A 20,969-nucleotide genomic window follows, 5' to 3' on the forward strand; every position below is an offset into this window, starting at 1 on the left:
CACCTGACTGACGGTTTTGAAAGCGGCTTTGAAAGCCAACTTCAAGATCCGGCCACGGCGAGTCTACCCGCAGGCGTGATTGCAAACCCGCTTGCCATCCTGCGCGTCAGATTCCTTGATATGAATGCACAAATACTGGTCGTTGACGACGATGTCGAACTCGCCGAGGTGCTGACCACCCTGCTGGAACGCGCGGGCATGACGGTCTCCGTCCTGCGCGACGTGAGCTCGCTGGCGGACAGGATCGAACAGCTATCGCCCGATCTGATCGTGCTCGATCAGATCCGCTTCGGCACCGAAGGCCTGGATGCGCTGAGCAAGCTGCGCGCGGCGGGCAACGAAGTGCCGGTGATTCTCACGGCGCGTCCCACCGACGTCGACCGCATCATCGGCCTCGAAATGGGCGCGGACGACTGCATCGGCAAACCCTTCAATCCGCGCGAACTGCTGGCGCGCGTGCGGGCCGTGCTGCGGCGTTGCAATACGTGCCTGCCGGCCGCCGCGCGAGAAGACGATCGCGCGATCGTGTTCGGTCCGTTCACGCTGGATCTGCGCTCACGCACCCTGGAAATGGATAGCGGCGCGTTCTTTCTATCCGCGGCGGAGTTCGCGTTGCTGAAGGTGTTCGTCGAAAACCCCATGCGGACGCTGACGCGAGTGCGCCTGCTCGAATTGCTGCACGGCTCGGAAGACGAACGCACGGATCGCGGCGTCGACGTGCAGGTGTGGCGGTTGCGGCGGATTCTCGAGGCCGACCCGTCCGCGCCGAGATTTATCCAGACCGTGCGCAGTCACGGCTATGTGTTCGTGCCGGATGGCGCACGGCATTCGCCGGTCCGCAAGACGATGACTCGCGTCTCGAACCGGCGCGCTTCGCTGGCGTTGGCGCAGCGGGACATTGCGTAGCCCGCCTCGGGCTCAGCTTGCGTCGCGGGACGGTGTGTCGGCCAGCAGCGCCCACCGCTCATGATCGCGCCATTCGCCGTCGATGCGCAGATAGCGCGGCGAATACCCTTCCTTCTGAAAGCCCAGTCGGCGTACCAGCGCAATCGACGCTTCATTGCCCGGTTGAATGTTGGCTTCCAGCCGATGCAGTCCCATCTCGTCAAACGCATAGCTCGCCGCCGCGCGCAGCGCTTCGGTCATCAGACCTTGGCGTGCGAAGCCCGACATGCCGTAATAGCCCAGATAAGCGCTTTGAAAAACGCCAGCGACGATCTCGTTGACGTTGATCATGCCGACAATCCCGTTCGACTTCGTTTCCCGCGCGACCAACCCGACGTTGGGTCCGGTCAGCGTGCGTGAGAACCAGCCGTCGAAGCCGGCCTGATCGGTGAAGGAGGCGACCCACGGCAAGTGGTAGTCCTGACTCGCGCGGTTGGCGGCGATCAGATCGGCGGCATCGGCGCGAGTTGCGCGGCTGAGTCGAACGGTGGTCATGCGTCTCCAATCGGCGATAAATAGGCGCGTTTCGGCGCGCGGCGTGCAAAATGCGGAGTGCGCAAAGATAGCGGATAACGTGGCGGAAACAAAGCGCGTGCGCCGAGGACGACCTCGACCGCTCGACTATCGCGGGTGCCGGTGTGCGGTTCTGGTCGGGTTGGCGTTACGGTGACGGAAGCTCAATGGAAAATCTTCTCAAGAAACTCGATCTCACTTCGCTGCGATTGTTCGTCGCGGTATGCCAGGAGCGGAACATCGCGCGGGCGGCCGAGCGCGAGTTCATTGCGCCGTCGGCGGTGAGCCGGCGCATCGCCGAAATCGAAGCGGTGATCGGCTTGCCGGTGATCCAGCGCCAATCGCGCGGTATCACGGTGACGCCGGTCGGCGAGACGGTGCTCCGCCATGCGCTGGCTATCATCGGCAACATCGAACAGATGAGCGCGGAGTTGTCGCGCTTTTCGTCGGGCGCGAAAGGCAGGGTGCGGGTGGTGGCGAATCTGTCGTCGATCGTGCAGTTTCTGCCGGAAGATGTGGCCGCCTTCGGGCGCGCGTTTCCGGAAGTGTCGATCGAACTCGAAGAGGAGAACAGCGCCGACGTGCTGCGTCTGGTCGCCGAGCATGCGGCGGACTTTGGTATCTGCAACCCGGTGGCGGGCAGCGAAGCGTTCGAGCAGGTGCCGTACCGGCAGGACCGGTTAGCGGTGCTGGTGCCGGGCGGTCATCGTCTCGCCGGCATGGCGCGCGTGGCGTTCAACGGCTTGCTCGGCGACAGCTTTGTCGGTTTGCGCAGCGAGAGCGCGCTGACGCAGATGCTCGCGCAGCAGGCGGCCGCGGAGGGCAGGCAACTCGACGTGAAGATCCGCGTGAGCAGTCTCGATGCGTTGTGCCGGATGGTGCATGCGGGGCTCGGTATCGCGATCGTGCCGGAACAGGTGGGCCTGCTTTACGTGAATGCGCTCGACGTGCGGCTGTTGTCGTTGAGCGATGCGTGGGCGGTGCGCCGGTTGATGGTGATTTTCAAGGCGCGCGAGCAGTTGAGTGCGAGCGCGGCGGCGTTGGTGGGATTTTTGGGGAGTGGCGCGTGATTTGCGGTTAAGTCCGCAACAAGCCCGCCGTAAACCCGAAACTTCAACCCCGCAACCTCATGCCGGCACCGCCACCGGCGCCGACCCGTCTCCCGCATCCAGCATCCGCACCGCAAACCCAAAACATCGCTCGATCAACGCCGGCTGCATGATCTCGCGCGGCGTGCCTTGCGCGATGATGGTGCCGTCCGCCAGCAAAGCGATCGCATCGGCATAACGCGCGGCCAGATTCGGATCGTGCACGATAGCCAGCGCACCGATCCGCCAACGGCGCGTCAACGCCCTGACGGTCTCCAGCAAGCGATGCTGATGCGCCAGATCCAACGCGGCGGTCGGCTCATCGAGCAGCAGATAGCGGGTCGGTTGTTCCGACGCGTTGCCGATATCGTCTTCCTGCGGCCAGATCTGCGCCAGCACGCGGGCGAACTGCACCCTCGCCAACTCGCCGCCGGACAGCGTGGTGATCTCGCGTCCCGTGAGCGTTTCGGCGCCCGCCAGCGTCAACGCTTCGTCGACGATCCGCCGGTCGTTGCGCGACACGGCGCCGCTCGCCGCATGCGGATAGCGCCCGAGCAGCACGATTTCTTCGACGGTGAACGGAAATACCGGATTGGACGCTTGCGGCAACACCGCCCGCAACCGCGCCAAACGCTTCGACGACATGCCGTCGAGCGACTCGCCATTGAGCGTCGTCGTGCCGCTCAACTGCGGCGGACGCGTCGAGCCGCCGCCATGAAACTCGCCCGCCAGCGCTTTCAGTAGCGTGCTCTTGCCGGCCCCGTTGCAGCCGAGCAGCGTGGTCAGGCAACCGGGCTTAACCGTCAGCGAAAGATCTCGCAGAATCGGCCGGTCGCCGCGGGTGATCGAGAGGTGGCGGGTCATGAGCATCGGATACGCTCCGTCAGGAAGTCTGGATCGCTCACAGACCGAGTTGACTGCGGCTGCGCCACAGCAACGCGAGGAAGAAGGGCGCACCGATCAGTGCGGTCAGAATGCCGAGCGGCACTTCGGCCGGCGCGGCAACGGTGCGTGCCGCGAGATCGGCGAGCACGGTCAGCGTGGCGCCGAGCAGCATCGCGCCGGGCATCACCACGCGTTGATCGGGACCGCAGGCGAGCCGCACGCAATGCGGCGCGACCAGCCCGATAAAGCCGATCACGCCGGTACACGACACCAGCGCGCCGACACCCAGCGCCGACGCTACCAGCACCGTACGTTTGACCGCCTGGGCCGGCACGCCGAGATGCTGCGCCTCGGTCTCGCCGAGTTGCAGCGCGTTGAGCGCGTGGCTGTTGCGCGCGATCACCAGCGCCCCGGCCACGACGAAGGGCGCGACCGCGCCGAGCACCGGCCACTGCGCACTGCCGAGACTGCCGAGACTCCAGAAGGTCAGCGAACGCAATTGCGCGTCGTCGGCGAGATAGGTGAGCAGGCCGATCGCGGCGCCGGCCAGCGCATTGATCGCGATGCCGGCGAGCAGCAGCAGCGGCAGCGCGAGCCGGCCGCGCGCGGCGGCGAGCCGGTAGACGAGCGCCGCCACGGTCAGCGCGCCGAGAAATGCGGCGGCCGGCAGCCAGACGAGGCTGAGTGCGCCGATCATCGGGCCGAGCACGATCAGTGTGGAAGCACCCAACGCCGCGCCGCTCGAAATCCCGATCAGCCCTGGGTCGGCGAGCGGATTGCGAAACAGCGCCTGCAGCGCGCTGCCGGCCGAGCCGAAGCCCGCACCGACCAGCAGCGCCAGCACGACGCGGGGCAAACGGATTTGCAGCAGGACCGCGCGCGCCTGTTGAAGCGCCGGATCGTTGGCCAACTCGGCGGGTTGGGCGAGCAACGCGGACCACACTAGCGTGGGGCCGATGCGATACGCGCCGATGCAGATCGCGGCGAGCGTCGCGAGGCCGAGCGCGATAGCCAGCGCGCCTAGCAGCAGACGAGCGGTGCGCCGGCGACGTTCCGCCAGCGTGGCCGACTTCGGCTGATGGCGGCCTGCCGGCGCGGGCCCTGGCCCTCGCCCTTGCCCTGGCGTGGACGCCACGAGGTCCGATTCCATCACGCCTCCTGCAGCTTCTGGTTCAGCATGGTCACCGCATCGGGCAGGCGCGGGCCGAAGCCGAGCAGGAACAAGGCGTCGAGCGCGACGACGCGCCTGTTTTGTCCCGCGGGCGTCGCCGCGAAGCCGGGGCTCGCCAGCATGGCCGCTGCGCCGCCGACCGCGCTCAGGCCTTCGTCGGTGGTCAGGATCAGATCGGGCGCGGCGCTCACCAGCGCTTCGGCCGACAGCGGCCGGTAGCCATTGAAGCCCTGCATCGCGTTGCGCGCGCCGGCATAGGCGAGCATCGCGTCGGCGGCGGTGTGCTGGCCGGCGACCATCGCGCTGTTGCCCGTGTGATTCAGCACGAACAGCACGCGCGGCGATTGCGGGCGGCGCGCGAGCGACGAGGCCGCGACGGCCTCGCGCGCGCGCTGCCATTCGCCGTCGAAGCGCGTCAGCAGCGCGTCGCCCTGCGGCGTTGCGTCGAGCGCTCTGGCGATGCCGGTGATCTTGTCGCGCACGCTGTCCACGTTGTGCTGTTCAGCGAACGAGACGACCGACACGCCCGCCTGTTTGACCTGCGCGAGCACGTTGGTCGGCCCCGCTTCCGCCGACGCGAGGATCAGGTCGGGCCGCAACGACAGCAAACCTTCCGCCGACAATGCACGCTGATAGCCGACCTTCGGCAACGCGCGCGCGGCAGCCGGATAGCTGCAGGTCGTGTCCGCGCCGACCAGCACGCTGGCGGCGCTAGTGGCATTGCCCTGAGCGCCGAGCGCGTAAATGATTTCGGCGAGCGCGCCGCCGACCACGATCACGCGCCGCGGCGGCTGCGCGAACGCACGCGGCGCCAACGCGCCGAGCAACAGCGCGCCGCTGCCGAGCATCAGGCGACGTCGCCGCCCATTCAGGCGGACGGCGTTCACGCTGCCGCCCCGTCTTCGAGACGCGCGATACCGTCGATCAGTTCGCGCCAACCCGCGAGTTCCGGCTGACCCGGTTTACGCGCGCCGAACAGCATCGCGATGTTCTCGCCATTCGCGTCGAACAGTTCGAGCGACGTGACGATGCCGTCGCTGGTCGGCTTGCGCACTACCCACGCGCTGGCGATCAGATCGCCGCGCAGATGCAGATTGAAGCCCGGATCGAGCACGTTGACCCATGGGCCCATCATGCGAATATTGCTGACCGGTCCGGTGTGAATCTGGATCATGCCGCGATTGCCGACGAACACCATGATCGGCAGCGTGCTCTGCGCGGCGCGTTCGAGCAGGCCTTGCAGCGCGTCGTTGGCGACCGAGTACGCGTAGCGGCGCTCGGCGAGCCGCAATGCCTGGGTGCGCGCGAGGCCGAACTTGCGCAGCATGCCGAAGAACTGGTGCGTGTCCGTCATCGCGTCCCACGCGCCGTGAAACGCGGCCACGTCGATATCGCTGTCCAGATTCAACGCGGGCGGCGCGGACGCTTCTTCCGTTGCGAGGCCCGGCACCTGGTCGCGCATTTGCCAGCGGTCGACGAAGGCGTCGAACGCTTCGTGATTGCTGTGCTCGCGCAGGAAGATCTTGTGGACCGCGTGACCTTGTTTGTCGAAGAATTGCAGGCTTTTTTGCAGGCCCTGCGCGGTGCTTTCGCGCACCGCGAAACCCGACGCCCACGCGTGATAGAACACCCGCAGATCGATCGCGCTGCCGAGCACGAGGCCCACGGTGCCGTCGTGACTCATGTCTTCGAAGACGCCGTCTTTCTCGTGCACGGCGGCCTCGTTGCGCGTGAGCGCCATCACGGCGCCCAGCTGCGGCATCTGTTCATATAGCTCGACGAAGTTCGGCTCGAGCCGCACCACGTGTTCGCCGACGAACGCGGCGAGCGCTTCGCCTTCGCTAATGCCGAGCGCGTGTGCGGCTTCGCGGTTGCGCAGTTTCTGCGCGGCCTTCACGGTTTTAAAATCGTGACGCAGCTGAGTCAGTGCAGCTGCATCGTGACGGGCGGAATTCAGCATGATAAGTGCCTCGCAATGCCGTTTAGCGGGTTGAAAGAGGGGAGCGCGGCGTGCGCGTGCCGCATCAGAAGTCGACCTTCATGCTGACCGACACGTTGCGGCCGGGCGCCGTATAAGCGTCCTTGACCGGCGACGTCTCCGCAATGCCGCGCACGTCCGACCAGTTCCAGTACTTGCGGTCGAACAGGTTGTACACGCCGAGATACGCGATGACGTGTTTGTTGAAGCGATAGCCGCCGCGCAGATCGACCACGAAACTCGAGCCCGGCGCGAAGCAGGTTTGCGCCGCGCAGCTCTTCGGCGTGATGTCGCTCGATTTCTTCGCGGCCTGGAACAGCAGATCGCTTTGCACGAACCAGCGCTCGCTCGGTTCATAGCGCAGGCCGAACACGGCCGAGAACGGGTTGATGGTGTCGAGCGGCTGATTCGCGTTGTTGCCGCCCTCCACGCTGCCCTTGGTGAACGCCATCGCGGTCTTGACCGTGAAGCCGTACGGCAGCGCCCATTCCGCGCGTCCTTCGAGGCCGTGAATCGAGGCCCGTGAATAGTTGACGTACTGGAACACCAGCGGATCGTTCGGGCGGCCGCTGCCGCTCACGGTCTGTTGCGCGATGAAGTCGCGATAGCGGCCGGCGAAGATCGCCGCGCTATAGCGCAGCGGGCCGAGACCGGTGCCGAGCTTGCCGCGCAAACCGGCTTCGATGGTGTCGCTGGTTTCCGGCTTGAGGTTCGGATTGCCGATCGACGTGTAGCCATACAGCGGATTCGCGAAGCTGTTGTTCACCTGATCCGGCGACGGGGCGCGGAAGCCGTGCGCGTATTGCGCGTACGGAATCAGCGCGGGCGACACTTCGTACAGCACCGCGAGGCGCGGCGACAACGCGTTGTCGCTCGACGAAACCGGTTTGCCCAGATATTGCGGGTCGCCGGTTTTCGCGTTTAGTGCGTAGGTGTCGAAACGCAAACCCGGCGTAACGGTCAAGCCGCCGTAGCTGATCTGATCCTGAATAAACGCGCCGAGCAGACGGTAGTCGGTATCCGGGAACGGCTTGTTCGGGAACGCCGCTTCGCCGACGCCCGGCACGGTGCCGTCGCGTAGCGCCGTCACGCGGTCGAGGCTGCCGTCGCCGCCATACAGCAGCTTGTGCGAGAGGATGCCCGTGCGGAAGTTGCTTTCCGCGAACGCGGAACCGCCGAACACCCGCTCGCCGTAATGGCTCAACCGCGTGCGTGAAGCCGACGAGCCGCGCTTCTCATACGAGTTCTGATCCTGCCAGGCGTCCTGGTAGTACACCTGAACGTGCGCAGTCTGGAAAAACGGTGCGGCCTCGTTATTGAAGTCGTAGTCGAGACTGTAGCGGTTGCGTTCGAGCTTGTCGTTGCCGGTCAGCGCGAGCGTGGTGGGCGGGTTGATCGCCGACAGCACGTTCGTGTCGATCCGTTCGCGGACGGTTTCGGCGGTGAATTTGAAGGTGTCGTGCGCGGTCGGTTTGACGACCAGCTTGCCGAGCAATGTTTCGGAATACGTGTCCTGCGGATTCGCCGTGGTGCGCAGCGTCGTCGCCGAATTGTTCGAGCCTTTGTTGTCCACTTCGTGGCCGCGCCGGCCGTCGGCGATCAGCATGCCCTGAATCATGTCGTTGCCGCCGGCCGCCTGCACCGTCGCGCCGAAACTGCGGTCGGCTGATTCGTAGCTCGGACGTACCGAGAAATAGGTCGGCTTGTTGTAGATGTCGAGCAGATCCTGCGGGTCTTTGGTCAGGAAGTTCACCGCGCCGGTCAGGCCGTCGCTGCCATACAGCGCCGAAGCCGGGCCGCGCAGAATTTCAATGCGCTTGAGCGTGCCGAGATCCGCGTAGTCGCCGCGGCCCGATTCGAGCGGACCGAACGTGAACGAATAGGGCAGGCGGATGCCGTCTTCCATCATCAGAATGCGGTTGCCTTCGAGGCCGCGAATGTTGATGCTCGAATCGTTGTCGCGACCGCCGCCCAAAGCCGCCGAGCCGGGCCGGTAAGGCGCGCGGCGCACCGTGACGCCGGGCTCGTAGCGCAGCGCGTCCTTGATGTTTTCGGCTTGCTGTTCTTCCAGGTCCTGGTCGGTGATCACCGAGACGGACGCCGCCGTGCGGCTTTGCGCGGACGCGGTGCGTGTGGCGGTGACGGTCACCGGATCGAGCAGTCGGTTCGACGCTAATTGTGCCGCCGATGCGGCTTGCGACGCCTGGGCGACCTGTTGCGCGGTAGCGTTCTGAGGCGATGTGTTATCTGCCGCGTGTGCCGACTGCGCGGCCCAAAGTCCGACTACGCCAAATACGCCGGACAGCATGGTGCACAGCGGACGTCGCGCTGTATTGAGGTGATGCACGTGTGGTTCTCCCGATCAAACGAGCCCGTGAGCTGGCTGGGTGACGAGAGGCACCTGGCTGGCAGTTCGCATTAAATGCGGACCGTGTATGTGAATTGGATGGATAAAGTTGACTAAAGCCTTACAAATCTATTGTAAATGAGAATTATTGTCAACTGGCCATGCGGAATAATTTGCTGCCTCTGGCGATGCATGACCTCGGGTGAGGATGCGCAAACCTCATGAAACGAGAGGTCTGCGTTGCTGCAACGGCACTTCGGCAGTGCGTCCACGCGCCGTATAGTGAGCAGAAGGAGAATGCTGATGAGCGATACGATTCGTCTGGACGGCCGCGTGCTGTTCCTGTCCTCGGACCCCGCGGTGATCGACGCGCAATTGGCCGGCGGCAACTTGACGCGCGCCAGTGCGGGGCCGCTGCGCGATAACGTCTCCACCGACGAGATTACGCCCGTCACGGTGATGCTCACTTACGACGAACGTCTCGGCCAGTATCCGTACGTCGGCTTCAAGGCCGGTGAGCGTCTGCCGATCGGGCGCAATGCGGTGAGAGACGGCGGCTTCCAGATCACGGTCGCGGGCAAGCGCTACGGTAAGGGGTCGTCGCGCGAATCGAGTCCGCTGGCGGAGTTGTCGGCGGGTATCCGCGTGATCGTCGCGGAGAGTTTCGAGCGTATTTACCAGCAGAATTGCGACAACATCGGCATTCTCACCACCACCGATTTCGCCGTGCTCGACCGTTTGATGGCCGGCGAGGCCGTGCCGATCGACGCCTTTCTCGAAGGCCGCGATGAACTCACGCAGCAGATCATTCGCAGCGGCGGCTTGCTGGCGTACAGCAAGTTCGCGGATTGGCCCGCGCCGGGCAGGGCGAATGGGAACAGCAACGCCAATGCCAATGCCAATGCCAATGCCAACACTCACGCCGCGACGAATGCATTCGCGCAGCCTGCCGCGCCGATGACGCTGGTCGAGAAGATCATTGCGCGGCATCTGCATCCGGGCATGACAGGCGCGCGGCGGGGCGACGGCGTGTTTATCGCCGCCGACTGGCGCTTCAGTCACGACTACTTCACCGGCATGTGCGCGCATCTGATGCATCGCGCGTTCGGCAAGCCCGCGCCGTTACACCAGCCGGATCACATCATCGCGTTTCAGGATCATCTGGTGCTCGCGGCGCAGAGCATCCCGCACGTGCGCGACGGTTTATTGCCGGGCGTCGCCAATCTGATGGAAGGGCATACATCGTTCTCGCGCGACTATCCGGTGCGCTCGCATGGCGCGCTCGACACGCAGCCGGGCTCCGAAGGCATCTGTCACGCGCTGATGGCGGAGCAGTATGCGTTACCGGGGCAAGTGGCGTGCGGCACCGATTCGCACACGCCGCATTCCGGCGCGCTCGGCTGCCTCGCATTCGGTGCGGGCGCAACGGAAATCGCCAATAGCTGGGTGACGGGCTACGTGCGCTGCAAGGTGCCGGAGACGTTGCGTATCGAGATCGACGGTGTGTTGCGCGACGGCGTCACCGCCAAGGACGTCGTGCTGTTTCTGCTGCAGATGGACGCGATCCGCTCGGGCGGTGCGATCGGCCTCGTGTTCGAATACGGCGGCGAAGCGGTGCGGGCGATGTCGATCGATGAGCGCGCAACCTTGACGAACATGGTCGCGGAACTGGGCGGCTTCACGGGCATCGTCGAACCGGACGCACGCACGGCTGCGTTTCTGAAGGAGCGCCGCGGCGTTGATTTCAGCGTGGACAGCTGGATGAAAAGCGATCCAGGCGCGACCTATCGGGACACGATCCGGATCGACGCGAGCCGGATCGAACCGATGCTCGCGCGCCCAGGCGACCCCGGCAACGGCATGCCGGCGCCGCAACTGGAGCAGGACGTCGCGATCGACATCGCCTATGGCGGTTCGTGTACCGCGGGCAAGCGCGAAGACTTCGACTACTACCACGAGGTGCTGCGCTGGGGCGTCGAGCGAGGCATGCGTGTGCCGGACGGCACGCGTCTGTTTCTACAATTCGGCACCATGGCCGTGCGCACGTATTGCGAGGCGCAAGACTATTTGCCGGTATTCGAGCGCGCGGGCGTGACGCTCGTGATGCCGGGTTGCGGGTCGTGCGCGAATTGCGGGCCGGGGCAATCCGCCGACGCGAATGACGTGACGATCAGCGCGATTAACCGCAATTTTCCGGGGCGTTCGGGCCCGGGGGACGTGTGGCTCGCGAGTCCGTACACGGTGGCGGCGAGCGCGCTGGCCGGAAAAATCACCACCTTCGAACAATTGAAGCGCGCGCGCGGCTAGAATGCTCGCCGGACCTTGCGGCCCGGCAAGCGTGGTGCGCGTGGTTGCGCGAATCAAGGAAAGGCCGGCACAAGACTGGTTTCGGCGCGCCGCATGGCGGTTGCCCGTAATGCGTGCAACACGTTGCACGGGATCGGAGTAGGCGGTTCGGAATCCGCGTCGGCGCCAAAGCGCCGCCTCGAATCGACACGCTGACGCCGGTCGACACAGGAGACAAACAACATGGCATCCCCCGATCACGCCGCGTCCGCTGCACAGCGCAGCCCCGGCGTCGCCTCTTTTGATGCGGCTACCGGCACCACCGCCACGCTCGACGCCGGCAGCATTTCCGCGCGCCTCGACCGGCTCCCGGCCACGCGTTCCGTCTGGAAGCTGGTCGTGCTGCTGAGCCTCGGCTTCTTCTTTGAACTCTACGACCTGCTGTACTCGGGCTACGTTGCACCTGGCCTCGTCAAAAGCGGTTTGCTGACGGCGACCACGCACGGTCTGTTCGGCTCGACCGGGGTGGCGAGTTTCATCGCTGCGCTGTTTAGTGGCCTCTTTATCGGCACGATCGCGTGCGGCTTTCTGGCGGATCGCTTCGGACGCCGCGCCGTGTTCACCTATTCGCTGCTGTGGTACACCGCAGCCAACGTCGTGATGGCGTTTCAGGAGACGGCGACCGGGCTGAACTTCTGGCGCTTCGTCGCGGGTATCGGTATCGGCGTCGAGTTAGTGACGATCGGCACGTACATCTCGGAACTGGTGCCCAAGCAGATTCGCGGCCGCGCGTTCGCTTGTGAGCAGGCCGTGGGTTTCACAGCCGTGCCGGTGGTGGCGTTCCTGTCGTATCTGCTGGTGCCGCGTACCGTGCTCGGTCTGGATGGCTGGCGCTGGGTCGTGCTGATCGGCGCGCACGGTGCGTTGTTCGTCTGGTGGATTCGCCGTGCGTTGCCCGAGAGTCCGCGCTGGCTCGCGCAGCAAGGGCGTCTCGCCGAAGCCGACCGTGTGATGAGCGCGCTCGAAGCGAAAGTGCGCAGCGAATACGGCCGTGAATTGCCGCCGCCCGCACCGCCGGTGCCGGTGGCGCCGCGCGGCAGTTTCCGCGATATGTGGGTGCCGCCGTACCGCAACCGCACGCTGATGATGACGATCTTCAACATTTTCCAGACAGTGGGCTTTTACGGTTTCGCGAACTGGGTGCCGACGTTGCTGATCAAGCAGGGCATTACGATTACCACGAGTTTGATGTACTCGAGCGTGATCGCACTGGCTGCGCCGGTTGGACCCATCATCGGGCTGTTTATCGGCGATCGCTTCGAACGCAAAACAGTGATTGTGGTGATGGCCGCGGTGAATATCGTCTGCGGGCTGTGGTTCAGTCAGGCGTCGGGCGCGGTGTTGCTGGTAAGTCTCGGGGTTTGCCTGACGCTTGCGGGCAATATCATTTCGTATAGCTTCCATGCGTATCAGACCGAGCTTTTTCCGACCAGCATTCGTGCGCGGGCGGTGGGCTTCGTCTATTCGTGGAGCCGGTTCTCGGCTATTTTCACGGCATTTCTGATCGCGTCGGTGTTGAAGCAGTTCGGCACGACCGGTGTGTTCGTGTTTATTGCCGGTGCGATGCTGATCGTGATGCTGGCGATTGGCCTGATGGGGCCGCGCACGAAGGGGCTCGAACTCGAAATCATTTCCAGCTAGAGGGAAATGTCGTATGACGGAACACTTGGCGCGTGTGCCCCGTATGCGCAGGCAATGAACCGCTGAGTCGGATCACTAAAATCGATCCCACTCGCCGCATCTAACGGGAAACACTGGAATGGCGTAATTTAAGGGTTTTCTATAAAATACGCCATTCCATGTGTAGCCGGTTTACTACCTCATGACGCATCGAGTTGGATTTTTCGTTTGCGATGGCCACGATGCTCTGGATCTTGCCGGACCCCTTTCGGCTTTCAATCAGGTGGCAATAGCGGCGGGTCATACGCCCTATGTTCTCCACGTCATCTCGCGGCTCGGCGGCCCGATTGTCGGCAATACGGGACTTCCAATCGAGACGAAGTCCATAAAGAGGCGCACGTTCGACACGGTCATATTCGTGGGCGGAGATATCGAGCCGATGCGGTTGTCGGAGAACATTGCCGCCGCCAGACGATTAGGTGCCAATGCCACACGAGTGGCAAGCGTATGTACGGGCGCGTTCCTGCTTGCGGAAACCGGGTTGCTGGACGGACGGAGAGCTACCACGCATTGGCGCTACGCTGCTCAATTGCAGTCGCGCTTTCCTCGCACCAAGGTCGAGGGCGATAGCATCTACATCGCGGACGGGTGCATCTGGACATCGGCGGGTATCGCGGCCGGCATAGACCTCGCGCTGGCCATGATCGAAGCGGATATGGGCGCAACCGTTGCGCGCGCAACCGCCAGAAATCTGGTCGTTCCCTATCGTCGGCCAGGCGGTCAGTCGCAATTCTCCGCTATGTCGCAAATGGAACCGGAGTCGGATCGCATCCGCATTGCGCTGAATTTTGCCCGGGAACATCTGGCCGAAGCGCTACCTGTCGAGCGACTCGCCGAAGCCGCAAGATTGAGTCTGCGGCAATTTGGCCGGGCATTCCGACGGGAAACAGGCGAAACACCCGCTAAGGCAGTTGAGCGCTTACGCGTTGAAGCCGCGCGACTGCGCCTCCAGGATGGTAGCGAACCGATCGAACGGATTGCTCTGGCTGTGGGATTCTCCGATCCGGAGCGGATGCGGAGAGCTTTCGTCAAACTGCATGGACATCCACCGCAATCCATTCGCCGCGCGAGCAGATTGAACGCCGAGCGCTGATGCCTCGGCGGCCACTCAATGATCGTCGGATTTCAGCGGAGCGCCGCTATTCCAGATGTCGCGATGTAGTTTCCAGACACCACGTTGCTTCAGGAAGACGAGGATTTGTTTGCCGCGAGATTTGAGCTTTCCACTGTGATCGCGAATCTCGGTATCCGAAACTTCAGTCACGATCCGATCGTCGCCATAGACCTCGAGATTGCTGAAGGAAACTGTATCGGGCATGGCGCCTGCATAGCCCTTGATGAAGTAATCGGCGATCGCGCGGGCTCCGACAATTCTGTCGCCGCCGGGCGGCAACAGTGCGCCATCTTCCGTATAAAGGCGGCCTATCGCGTCATAGTCCCCGCGCGCGAAGGCTTCCGCCCATCGTGCGTTTTCAGTTTTGATGGCGGCCTCGGAAGGGCGTGGCGGGCTACTGGTCGTAGCCGACGCTGTAAAGGCGAGAAGAGGGACGCAGGCCGCAAGGGCCGCAGCGAAAAGACGAGTCTGTCGCATTGAATGAATTCGAATCCTGGCTTGAATGGGAAAGGCCGCACGTATTCGATGCGGCCGGTGGCGCAGGCAACCCGGTTGCGGCCTTGGTCGACGTCAGCGAAATGGCCGCGCGTACATTGCCTGCAAGTGTTTCAGCGAATGCCTGGAATGCGTGCAAGTCCCCTGGACGCGCCTGGCAATTCCTTTTCGACCATCGCAACGATCTCTGGCCGGGCGTCCCTGGGGTGACCGGAATGGAATGGCGGGGCGGGATCGTATTCGATCAGGAGTTGCGCGAATTCGGCGACCTGTTGACCGCGTAGTTTCGCGGCGACACGCAGTGCGAAGTCGATGCCCGCCGTAATGCCGCCGCCGCTCATGAACCGGCCGTTGTCGTCTTCCACGAAGCGCTCTGGAACGGGTATGGCGCCGTATTCGGTCAGGTCGTTGATAAAGGCCCAATGGCAGGCACTCCGCTTACCCTTGAGAATGCCCGTTGCCGCGAGTACGAGCGATCCATTGCAGACCGACGTCACGTATTTCGCACCGTCCGCGAGACGCCGGATTTGCGCCTGATAGTCCGGCTGCATCGGCGCCGTCAGATTGGAGCCGCCGGGAACCAGGATCAGATCGGCTTTGGCGATATCGGCGAGCCGCTCAGTCTTGCCATACACCACGCCATATTCCAGCGTCACAGGACCTCCATCGAGGCTTGCGTAGCGAACGGTCGTATTGGGCAGCCAGTGAAAAACCTCGCTGGGGCCGGCAAAATCGAGAAGCGTGCCGTTGGGATAGACCGCGATGACGATTTCGAGCGGATCGGTCGGCGAAAGTATCCCCGCACTGGGCGCCTCGGCGAAAGCGGGTTTGGCGTGGCCAAGCAGGGTGCCCCCTCCCAGCAGAGCACCGAGTGTGGCGATGCCGCCCAGTTTGAGCATATCGCGGCGCGAAGGGCGAGCGTTGATCGGTTGCGCCCCGGAGGCGTTGTTGTCGATAGGGTTTGTCACAAAGATTTTTTCCTATGCGTCGGCCCTCTCTGCAAGCGCAGCCAGGTCGGACCGGATTGAAGAGCCCACGGGCGTTTTAATGGAAACGTGGTGGAGCCGGGATAACGTGGAGAGTTCCGGCGTCGAAAACCGGAACCTTAAAGTTGCGAGGCACCGCCATCGACGACCAGTTCGGTACCGACCACGTAGGAGGATTCGTCGCTGGCGAGATAGAGCGCGGCGTAGGCAATGTCGTCGGCCTTGCCCATGTGACCCACTGGAATGGTCTTGGCAAACTCGGTCTTGAGGCTGCGAACCTGCTCGTCGGGCATGCCCCACTTACCGAGCAGGGGCGTGTCGATCGCACCGGGCGCGATCGCGTTAAAGCGGATTTTTCGGTCGAGAAACTCGTAGGACCAGCTGCGGGCTAGCGACCGTACGGCGGCTTTCGCCGCCGCGGTCAACGAAATGCCATGCTTGCCGGTCTGCGCCACGAACGAGGTATTGAGAATGACTGAGGCACCCTCCCGCAAGTCCGGCAATACCGCTTGAAGCGTGAACACCACGCCCTTGACGTTGATATCCATGATCTCGTCGTAGAGTTGTGCGTCGATGTCGTCGACTGCCGACGGAAACGCCCAGCCCGCATTGGCGAACACCACATCCAGGCCGCCAAAGTTCTCTTTCACCTTGGCGGCGATTGCCCGCATGTCTTCGATCGATCGTACATCGCCCTTAAGAACCAGCGCATTTTCACCAAGCTCGGCTCTTACGCGCTCCAATGCGGCCTCGTCTCGGCCCGTCACCGCAACACGTGCGCCTTCCGCAATGAAGAGTCTGGCGGTTGCGAGACCAATGCCGCTCGTCCCGCCTGTAATCAAAGCTGATTTGTTCTTGAGTCTCATCTTTAAGTCCCTTTCTTCCGTCTTTTGATTGATCAAGCTAGAGGTTGAAAGCGCAACCGGCCTGATCTCCAATGCAAATTATGGAAGGGGACGTGGATGGCGCAAAGGTCGTATTTCCCTCAAAAAACGCCTTCAGGCGATAGGGAAGTCATTGCCGTGATCGCGAGTGTTAACCGAGCGTGGTATGCTCGGCGTCCATGCTTGCACGCGTGTGCAAACATAAGTCACAAAGACGCTTCCTGAACGCAGTGCGTGCCCGTCTCTTCAGCCACATCATTCAATCGGAACCCGGAGAACTTTGTCGTGTGTCATGGCCTGGATCAGTTTTTCCCGCGTGAAGTGCGGGTCGGGTTGCCGCTCAAAGCGCGCAGCGCGGCATTGGCGGGAGCGCATGCATGACGCTCATTGAATCGCCGTCACGGTTCTCGATCGATTTCGACGTCCGCTATGCGCTTGCGCGCAAGATCGCCCAGCAAGCAGGGGAACGCGCATTGCAGATGTTCCGCCATCGCGCCGTGCTCGAAGTCGAACATAAGGGCTTGCAGGACTTCGTCAGCATTGCCGATCGGGAAGTGGAGGGCATGATCCGAACAGCCGTGAGCGAAGCGTTTCCAGACGACGCGTTTCTCGGCGAGGAAAGTGCGGCCGGCGTATCCGATACCTTGTCGAGCGAGCGGGTGGTCTGGGTAGTGGATCCGATCGACGGTACGAGCTGCTTTCTGAACGGCCTGTACGCGTGGTGCGTGTCGATCGGCATTCTGGTGGACGGCGAGCCGCTGATCGGCGTGGTGTTCGATCCGAACAGCGGTGAGCTGTTTCATGCCGCGCAAGGACGCGGCGCGTTTGTCGGTCAGACGCCGCTAAACGCCAGCCCGGCGTGTAGCGTTCGGGAAGGCCTGTTAGGCGTGGGCTTTTCTCACCGGCTGAAGCCTGAGGCATTCATGCCGTTTCTCGGTCGCCTGCTCGGCGACGGTGGCATGTTCATTCGCAACGGCTCGGGCGCGTTGATGCTGGCTTATGCCGCGGCGGGACGTCTGATCGGCTATTACGAGCCGCATATCAATGCATGGGACTGCCTTGCGGGCATCGTGCTGATGCGCGAAGCGGGCGGCATGGTAAACGATTTCCTCGCGAACGGCGGACTATTGCGCGGTAATCCGATCATTGCCTCGGGTAGCGCGTTGTATCCCGCGTTGACGGCGCTTATCGACGCGCAAGCGCGACCTGTTTCGTGAAATCGGCCACGATCGTGCCCGGACGCAACAAGGGCAGCGTGAGTCCAATACTGAGCGCGCCGCCGGTAAATGCACCACTCGCCGTGCTCGCCGCCTCGTGCCGTGGTTCACCTGTTGTTTGCAACGTTCGACTCCCGCGACGACTGTCGATCGCATGACACCGTGCCCGATGCGGGCACCGCGCTCAGAACAACTGCTTTTGCCCCGACATCAAGGTCGTGAAGTCGTCGCGCAGCAACGGCAAGATGGCATCCGCAACGGGTTGCAATTGCCGCGTGAGATAGTGCTCATAGTCGATCGCCGAGCGCAGTGTTTCAAGCGGCTCGGGCCCGGCGACCGTCATCACATAGCTGATCCAGCCGCCGTTCTGGTACTGCAGCGGGCGTCCCTGGCGGTGATTGAACTCGTCGGCCACGCGCGCCGCGCGCACGTGCGGCGGCACGTTGCGTTCGTATTCGCCGAGCGCCCGGCGCAGGCGCTTGCGATACACCAGTTGGTCGTCGAGCTTGCCGGCGAGCGTGTCGCGCACGTAATCGCGGACATAGTCCTGATACGGCAGCTGCTTGAAAATGCGCCGGTAAAGCTCCTGCTGAAACTGCTGCGCCAGCGGTGTCCAATCGGTGCGTACCGTTTCAAGCCCCTTATAGACGATGTCTTCGCTACCGTCCGGCCGAATCGTCAAACCGGCGTAGCGTTTCTTGCTGCCTTCTTCGGCGCCGCGAATGGTCGGCATGAAGAAACGCCGGTAGTGCCGCTCGAACTGCAGTTCGAGCGCGCTCTCGAGTCCGAACCGCGCGTGCAGATTCTCCCGCCACCACGCGTTGATATGCTCGACAATCCCGCGACCGATGCGGCTGGCGCGCTCCTCGTCATGCGCGTGTTTGAGCCAGACGAAGGTCGAATCCGTATCGCCGTAAATCACCTCATAGCCTTGGGCCTGAATCAACTCACGCGTGGTGTGCATGATTTCATGGCCACGCATGGTGATCGACGACGCGAGACGCGGATCGAAGAAACGGCAGCCTGTAGAACCCAGCACACCGTAAAAGGCGTTCATGATGATCTTCAGCGCCTGCGAAAGCGCGGCGTTGTGCTCGCGCTTCGCGACTTCGCGCCCCTGCCAGACCTGCTCGACGATCGACGGCAGACAATGGCGTGTGCGTGAAAAGCGGGCGCCGAGAAAGCCGGGCACGGACTGGTCGTCGGCGGGATTCAGCATGCCCTCCACGAGGCCGACGGGGTCGATCAGAAACGTGCGAATGATCGACGGATACAGACTCTTGTAGTCGAGCACCAGCACCGAATCGTAGAGCCCCGGCCGCGAGTCCATCACGAATCCGCCGGGGCTCGCGGCGCCCGCCACGTCGCCGAGATTCGGCGCGACGTAGCCTTGCCGATGCATGCGCGGCATGTACAGATGCGTGAATGCCGCGACCGATCCGCCGCTGCGATCCGCCGGTAAACCAGTCACCGTGGCGCGCTCCAGCAGAAAGCGCAGCAACTCGGTCTTCGCGAAGATACGCGTGACCAACTCGCAATCCTTCAGGTTATAGCGTGCGAGCGCAGGTTTGTCTTCGTCGAAGCGGCGCTGGATTTCATCCATGCGCTGATACGGATTGTCGATCGCCTTGCCTTCGCCGAGCACCGAGCGGGACACGTGTTCGAGACTGAACGACGGGAAGCTCCAGGTCGCGGAGCGCAGCGCCTCGATGCCGTCGATAATCAAACGTCCCGCCGCGCCGGCAAAGAAGTGATTCTGCTTGAGACCGTGCTCGCGCCATTCCATCACCGCACCGCCGCGACCGAGCCGCAACGGTACGCGATATTGTTCGGCATGCTGCTGTAACACCCGCAAATCGAACTGCACGAGATTCCAGCCGATGATCGCATCAGGATCATGCCGCTCCAGCCACGCATTCAGCTTTTCCAGCAACAGCGCGCGGGTTTCGCAGTATTCGAGCTCGAAGTCGAGTGCATCCGCCTCGCCCGCAGGACCGTTCGGCGGACCCAGCATATACACCTGGCGCTGCCCGCATCCTTCGAGCGCGATCGAATACAACTCGGCGTGCGCGCTGGTTTCGATATCGAGCGACACCAGCTTCAAAGGCGGCCGGTAATCCGTGGCCGGCTTGAGTTCCGCATTCAGCAATGGACCGCCGTTCTGCACCTCACCGCCGAACCACACCGGCGCGGTGATGAAACGCTCCATCATGTAGCGCTCGGGCGGAAAGACGTCCGCTTCGTAAATGTCGATACCGCCTTGTTTCAGGCGCTTTTCGAAGCCTGTCAATTGCCGGTACTGCGCACAGTAGAGCCCCATGACCGGTCGATGCTGAAAGTCGCGTAATTCGAGTGGGCGCAGATCGAGCGGCGCTTCGCGGCGCAGCACTGTTTCGGCGCGCTCGCGATGCTCGGCGGGAATGAATGCGACCGATGGTTGCGGGCGCAAGCGGATGTGACGAGGCCCGCCGTCTGTTGCCAGCCAGAATTCGACTTCCGTGCCGGCGGGCGTGTCACGCCAATGCCGGGTCAATATGAAACCCTGTTCAAGCTCGGTCAAACTGCCACCTCTAATGCGGGCATCATCGCCGCGCATGATTTTACCGCCACGCGCGTGCAGTCCTGGCACGCTGGGTGCAACCGCGTCGCGCAGTCTGTATGATCGTCGTGCAGCGATTCCTTCGGCGCGGATTCCGCGCCGGTCAAGTCTACTAAGAACGGAGTAAACGATATGACTTTGAGCAAGCTTGTCATTGCGGTCGCAGTTGCTGCAACCAGCCTGGGCGCGCAGGCGCAAGTCGCCGGCTCGCAGCCGCTGAGCGTCACGGTCGAACAATCCACCGCGCTGCTGAGCGGCTGGAGCGTGAAGAAGAGCATTCTCGGCAAGGCGGTGTACAACGATCAGAACGAAAAGATCGGTACGGTGCGCGATCTGGTGGTGGCGCCGGACGGTTCGCTGTCCGCAGCCATTGTTTCCGCAGGCGGATTCCTCGGCGTCGCGTCGCATGACGTCGCGGTGCCGATCGCCGCGCTGGATATTCGCGGTGGCAATTTCTATCTGGCCGGCGCGACGAAAGACGCGTTGAAGGCAACGCCCGAGTTCCAGTACAACAAGGTTCAGGCGCCGCCGAAGCCGAAGAAGCTGACGGCCCAGTAATGCCATAAGCCGGCGTGGTCGCCGGCTGGGCGCCGCAAAGGCGTCCAATCTGACGCAGTCATGGAAAAGCGGCGCTGCTGGCGCGAATCGGTAGAAAGTCGAACCGTTTCGCGCCGCGAGCGCCGCTATTTTTTTGCCCGCCTGAATGGACGAACGGGCGATC

Annotated in this window: 16 protein-coding genes and 2 pseudogenes; 7 read left to right on the plus strand and 11 right to left on the minus strand. The window is 63.2% G+C overall.

Annotated features, from left to right (window positions below; translation table 11 throughout):
* Positions 1-120 precede the first annotated feature (120 nt).
* Positions 121-840, plus strand: a pseudogene (locus tag B0G83_RS04530) (response regulator); the annotation flags it as partial.
* Between the two features lie 78 nt (positions 841-918).
* On the opposite strand, the gene B0G83_RS04535 reads toward B0G83_RS04530, so the two are convergent.
* Positions 919-1,440 carry a GNAT family N-acetyltransferase gene (locus B0G83_RS04535; RefSeq protein ID WP_105506189.1) on the minus strand — a complete coding sequence of 174 codons (522 nt, stop codon included), beginning with the start codon at positions 1,438-1,440 and terminating at the stop codon, positions 919-921.
* A 185-nt stretch (positions 1,441-1,625) separates the two neighbouring features.
* Between B0G83_RS04535 and B0G83_RS04540 the strand changes: the two genes are divergently transcribed.
* On the plus strand, positions 1,626-2,528 hold the full coding sequence (locus B0G83_RS04540) for a LysR family transcriptional regulator (RefSeq protein WP_105506190.1): 903 nt from the start codon (positions 1,626-1,628) through the stop codon (positions 2,526-2,528).
* Between the two features lie 57 nt (positions 2,529-2,585).
* Here B0G83_RS04540 and B0G83_RS04545 read toward each other — a convergent pair whose 3' ends face one another.
* The 5 genes from B0G83_RS04545 to B0G83_RS04565 form a co-directional block, all read right to left on the minus strand.
* Entirely contained in the window at positions 2,586-3,416 is an 831-nt protein-coding gene (locus tag B0G83_RS04545; RefSeq protein WP_105506191.1) for a heme ABC transporter ATP-binding protein, read from the minus strand.
* 31 nt (positions 3,417-3,447) lie between these two features.
* A complete protein-coding gene (locus tag B0G83_RS04550; protein ID WP_105506192.1) occupies positions 3,448-4,581 on the minus strand; it encodes an iron ABC transporter permease in 1,134 nt (377 codons plus the stop codon).
* Positions 4,581-5,450: a hemin ABC transporter substrate-binding protein gene (locus B0G83_RS04555; RefSeq protein WP_105506588.1), complete on the minus strand. Its 870-nt coding sequence runs from the start codon at positions 5,448-5,450 to the stop codon at positions 4,581-4,583. The genes B0G83_RS04550 and B0G83_RS04555 overlap by 1 nt, the downstream gene beginning before the upstream one ends.
* Before the next feature lie 35 nt (positions 5,451-5,485).
* Positions 5,486-6,562: a hemin-degrading factor gene (locus B0G83_RS04560; RefSeq protein ID WP_105506193.1), complete on the minus strand. Its 1,077-nt coding sequence runs from the start codon at positions 6,560-6,562 to the stop codon at positions 5,486-5,488.
* Positions 6,563-6,626: 64 nt separating this feature from the next.
* Positions 6,627-8,888, minus strand: a complete 2,262-nt coding sequence (locus B0G83_RS04565) for a TonB-dependent hemoglobin/transferrin/lactoferrin family receptor (RefSeq protein WP_105506194.1) — start codon at positions 8,886-8,888, stop codon at positions 6,627-6,629.
* Positions 8,889-9,230: 342 nt separating this feature from the next.
* On the opposite strand from B0G83_RS04565, the gene B0G83_RS04570 reads away from it, so the two are divergent.
* The 3 genes from B0G83_RS04570 (at position 9,231) to B0G83_RS04580 (ending at position 14,046) form a co-directional block, all read left to right on the plus strand.
* On the plus strand, positions 9,231-11,234 hold the full coding sequence (locus B0G83_RS04570; RefSeq protein ID WP_105506589.1) for an aconitase family protein: 2,004 nt from the start codon (positions 9,231-9,233) through the stop codon (positions 11,232-11,234).
* Positions 11,235-11,456: 222 nt separating this feature from the next.
* Positions 11,457-12,914: an MFS transporter gene (locus B0G83_RS04575; protein WP_105506195.1), complete on the plus strand. Its 1,458-nt coding sequence runs from the start codon at positions 11,457-11,459 to the stop codon at positions 12,912-12,914.
* Positions 12,915-13,095: 181 nt separating this feature from the next.
* A complete protein-coding gene (locus B0G83_RS04580; RefSeq protein WP_105506196.1) occupies positions 13,096-14,046 on the plus strand; it encodes a GlxA family transcriptional regulator in 951 nt (316 codons plus the stop codon).
* A 15-nt stretch (positions 14,047-14,061) separates the two neighbouring features.
* Here B0G83_RS04580 and B0G83_RS04585 read toward each other — a convergent pair whose 3' ends face one another.
* The 3 genes from B0G83_RS04585 to B0G83_RS04595 form a co-directional block, all read right to left on the minus strand.
* A complete protein-coding gene (locus B0G83_RS04585) occupies positions 14,062-14,544 on the minus strand; it encodes a DUF4440 domain-containing protein (protein WP_105506197.1) in 483 nt (160 codons plus the stop codon).
* A 131-nt stretch (positions 14,545-14,675) separates the two neighbouring features.
* Positions 14,676-15,530 carry a DJ-1/PfpI family protein gene (locus tag B0G83_RS04590; protein ID WP_374954884.1) on the minus strand — a complete coding sequence of 285 codons (855 nt, stop codon included), beginning with the start codon at positions 15,528-15,530 and terminating at the stop codon, positions 14,676-14,678.
* A gap of 137 nt (positions 15,531-15,667) precedes the next feature.
* The gene (locus B0G83_RS04595) at positions 15,668-16,414 is read right to left on the minus strand and encodes an SDR family oxidoreductase (protein ID WP_105506199.1); all 747 of its coding nucleotides are present in this window, start codon (positions 16,412-16,414) and stop codon (positions 15,668-15,670) included.
* 395 nt (positions 16,415-16,809) lie between these two features.
* Here B0G83_RS04595 and B0G83_RS04600 point away from each other — a divergent pair, with 395 nt between their 5' ends.
* On the plus strand, positions 16,810-17,649 hold the full coding sequence (locus tag B0G83_RS04600) for an inositol monophosphatase (protein WP_105506200.1): 840 nt from the start codon (positions 16,810-16,812) through the stop codon (positions 17,647-17,649).
* On the opposite strand, the pseudogene B0G83_RS39045 reads toward B0G83_RS04600, so the two are convergent.
* Together B0G83_RS39045 and B0G83_RS04610 are read right to left on the minus strand one after the other, a co-directional pair.
* Positions 17,627-17,773 (minus strand): annotated as a pseudogene (locus tag B0G83_RS39045) (LLM class flavin-dependent oxidoreductase); the annotation flags it as partial. The gene B0G83_RS04600 and the pseudogene B0G83_RS39045 sit on opposite strands and share 23 nt — an antisense overlap.
* A gap of 60 nt (positions 17,774-17,833) precedes the next feature.
* Positions 17,834-20,209: a DNA polymerase II gene (locus tag B0G83_RS04610; RefSeq protein ID WP_105506201.1), complete on the minus strand. Its 2,376-nt coding sequence runs from the start codon at positions 20,207-20,209 to the stop codon at positions 17,834-17,836.
* Positions 20,210-20,380: 171 nt separating this feature from the next.
* Here B0G83_RS04610 and B0G83_RS04615 point away from each other — a divergent pair, with 171 nt between their 5' ends.
* Positions 20,381-20,806 carry a PRC-barrel domain-containing protein gene (locus B0G83_RS04615; RefSeq protein WP_035558253.1) on the plus strand — a complete coding sequence of 142 codons (426 nt, stop codon included), beginning with the start codon at positions 20,381-20,383 and terminating at the stop codon, positions 20,804-20,806.
* Positions 20,807-20,969 lie beyond the last annotated feature (163 nt).

Source organism: Paraburkholderia sp. BL21I4N1, from assembly GCF_002973525.1.
Classification (GTDB): Bacteria; Pseudomonadota; Gammaproteobacteria; order Burkholderiales; family Burkholderiaceae; genus Paraburkholderia.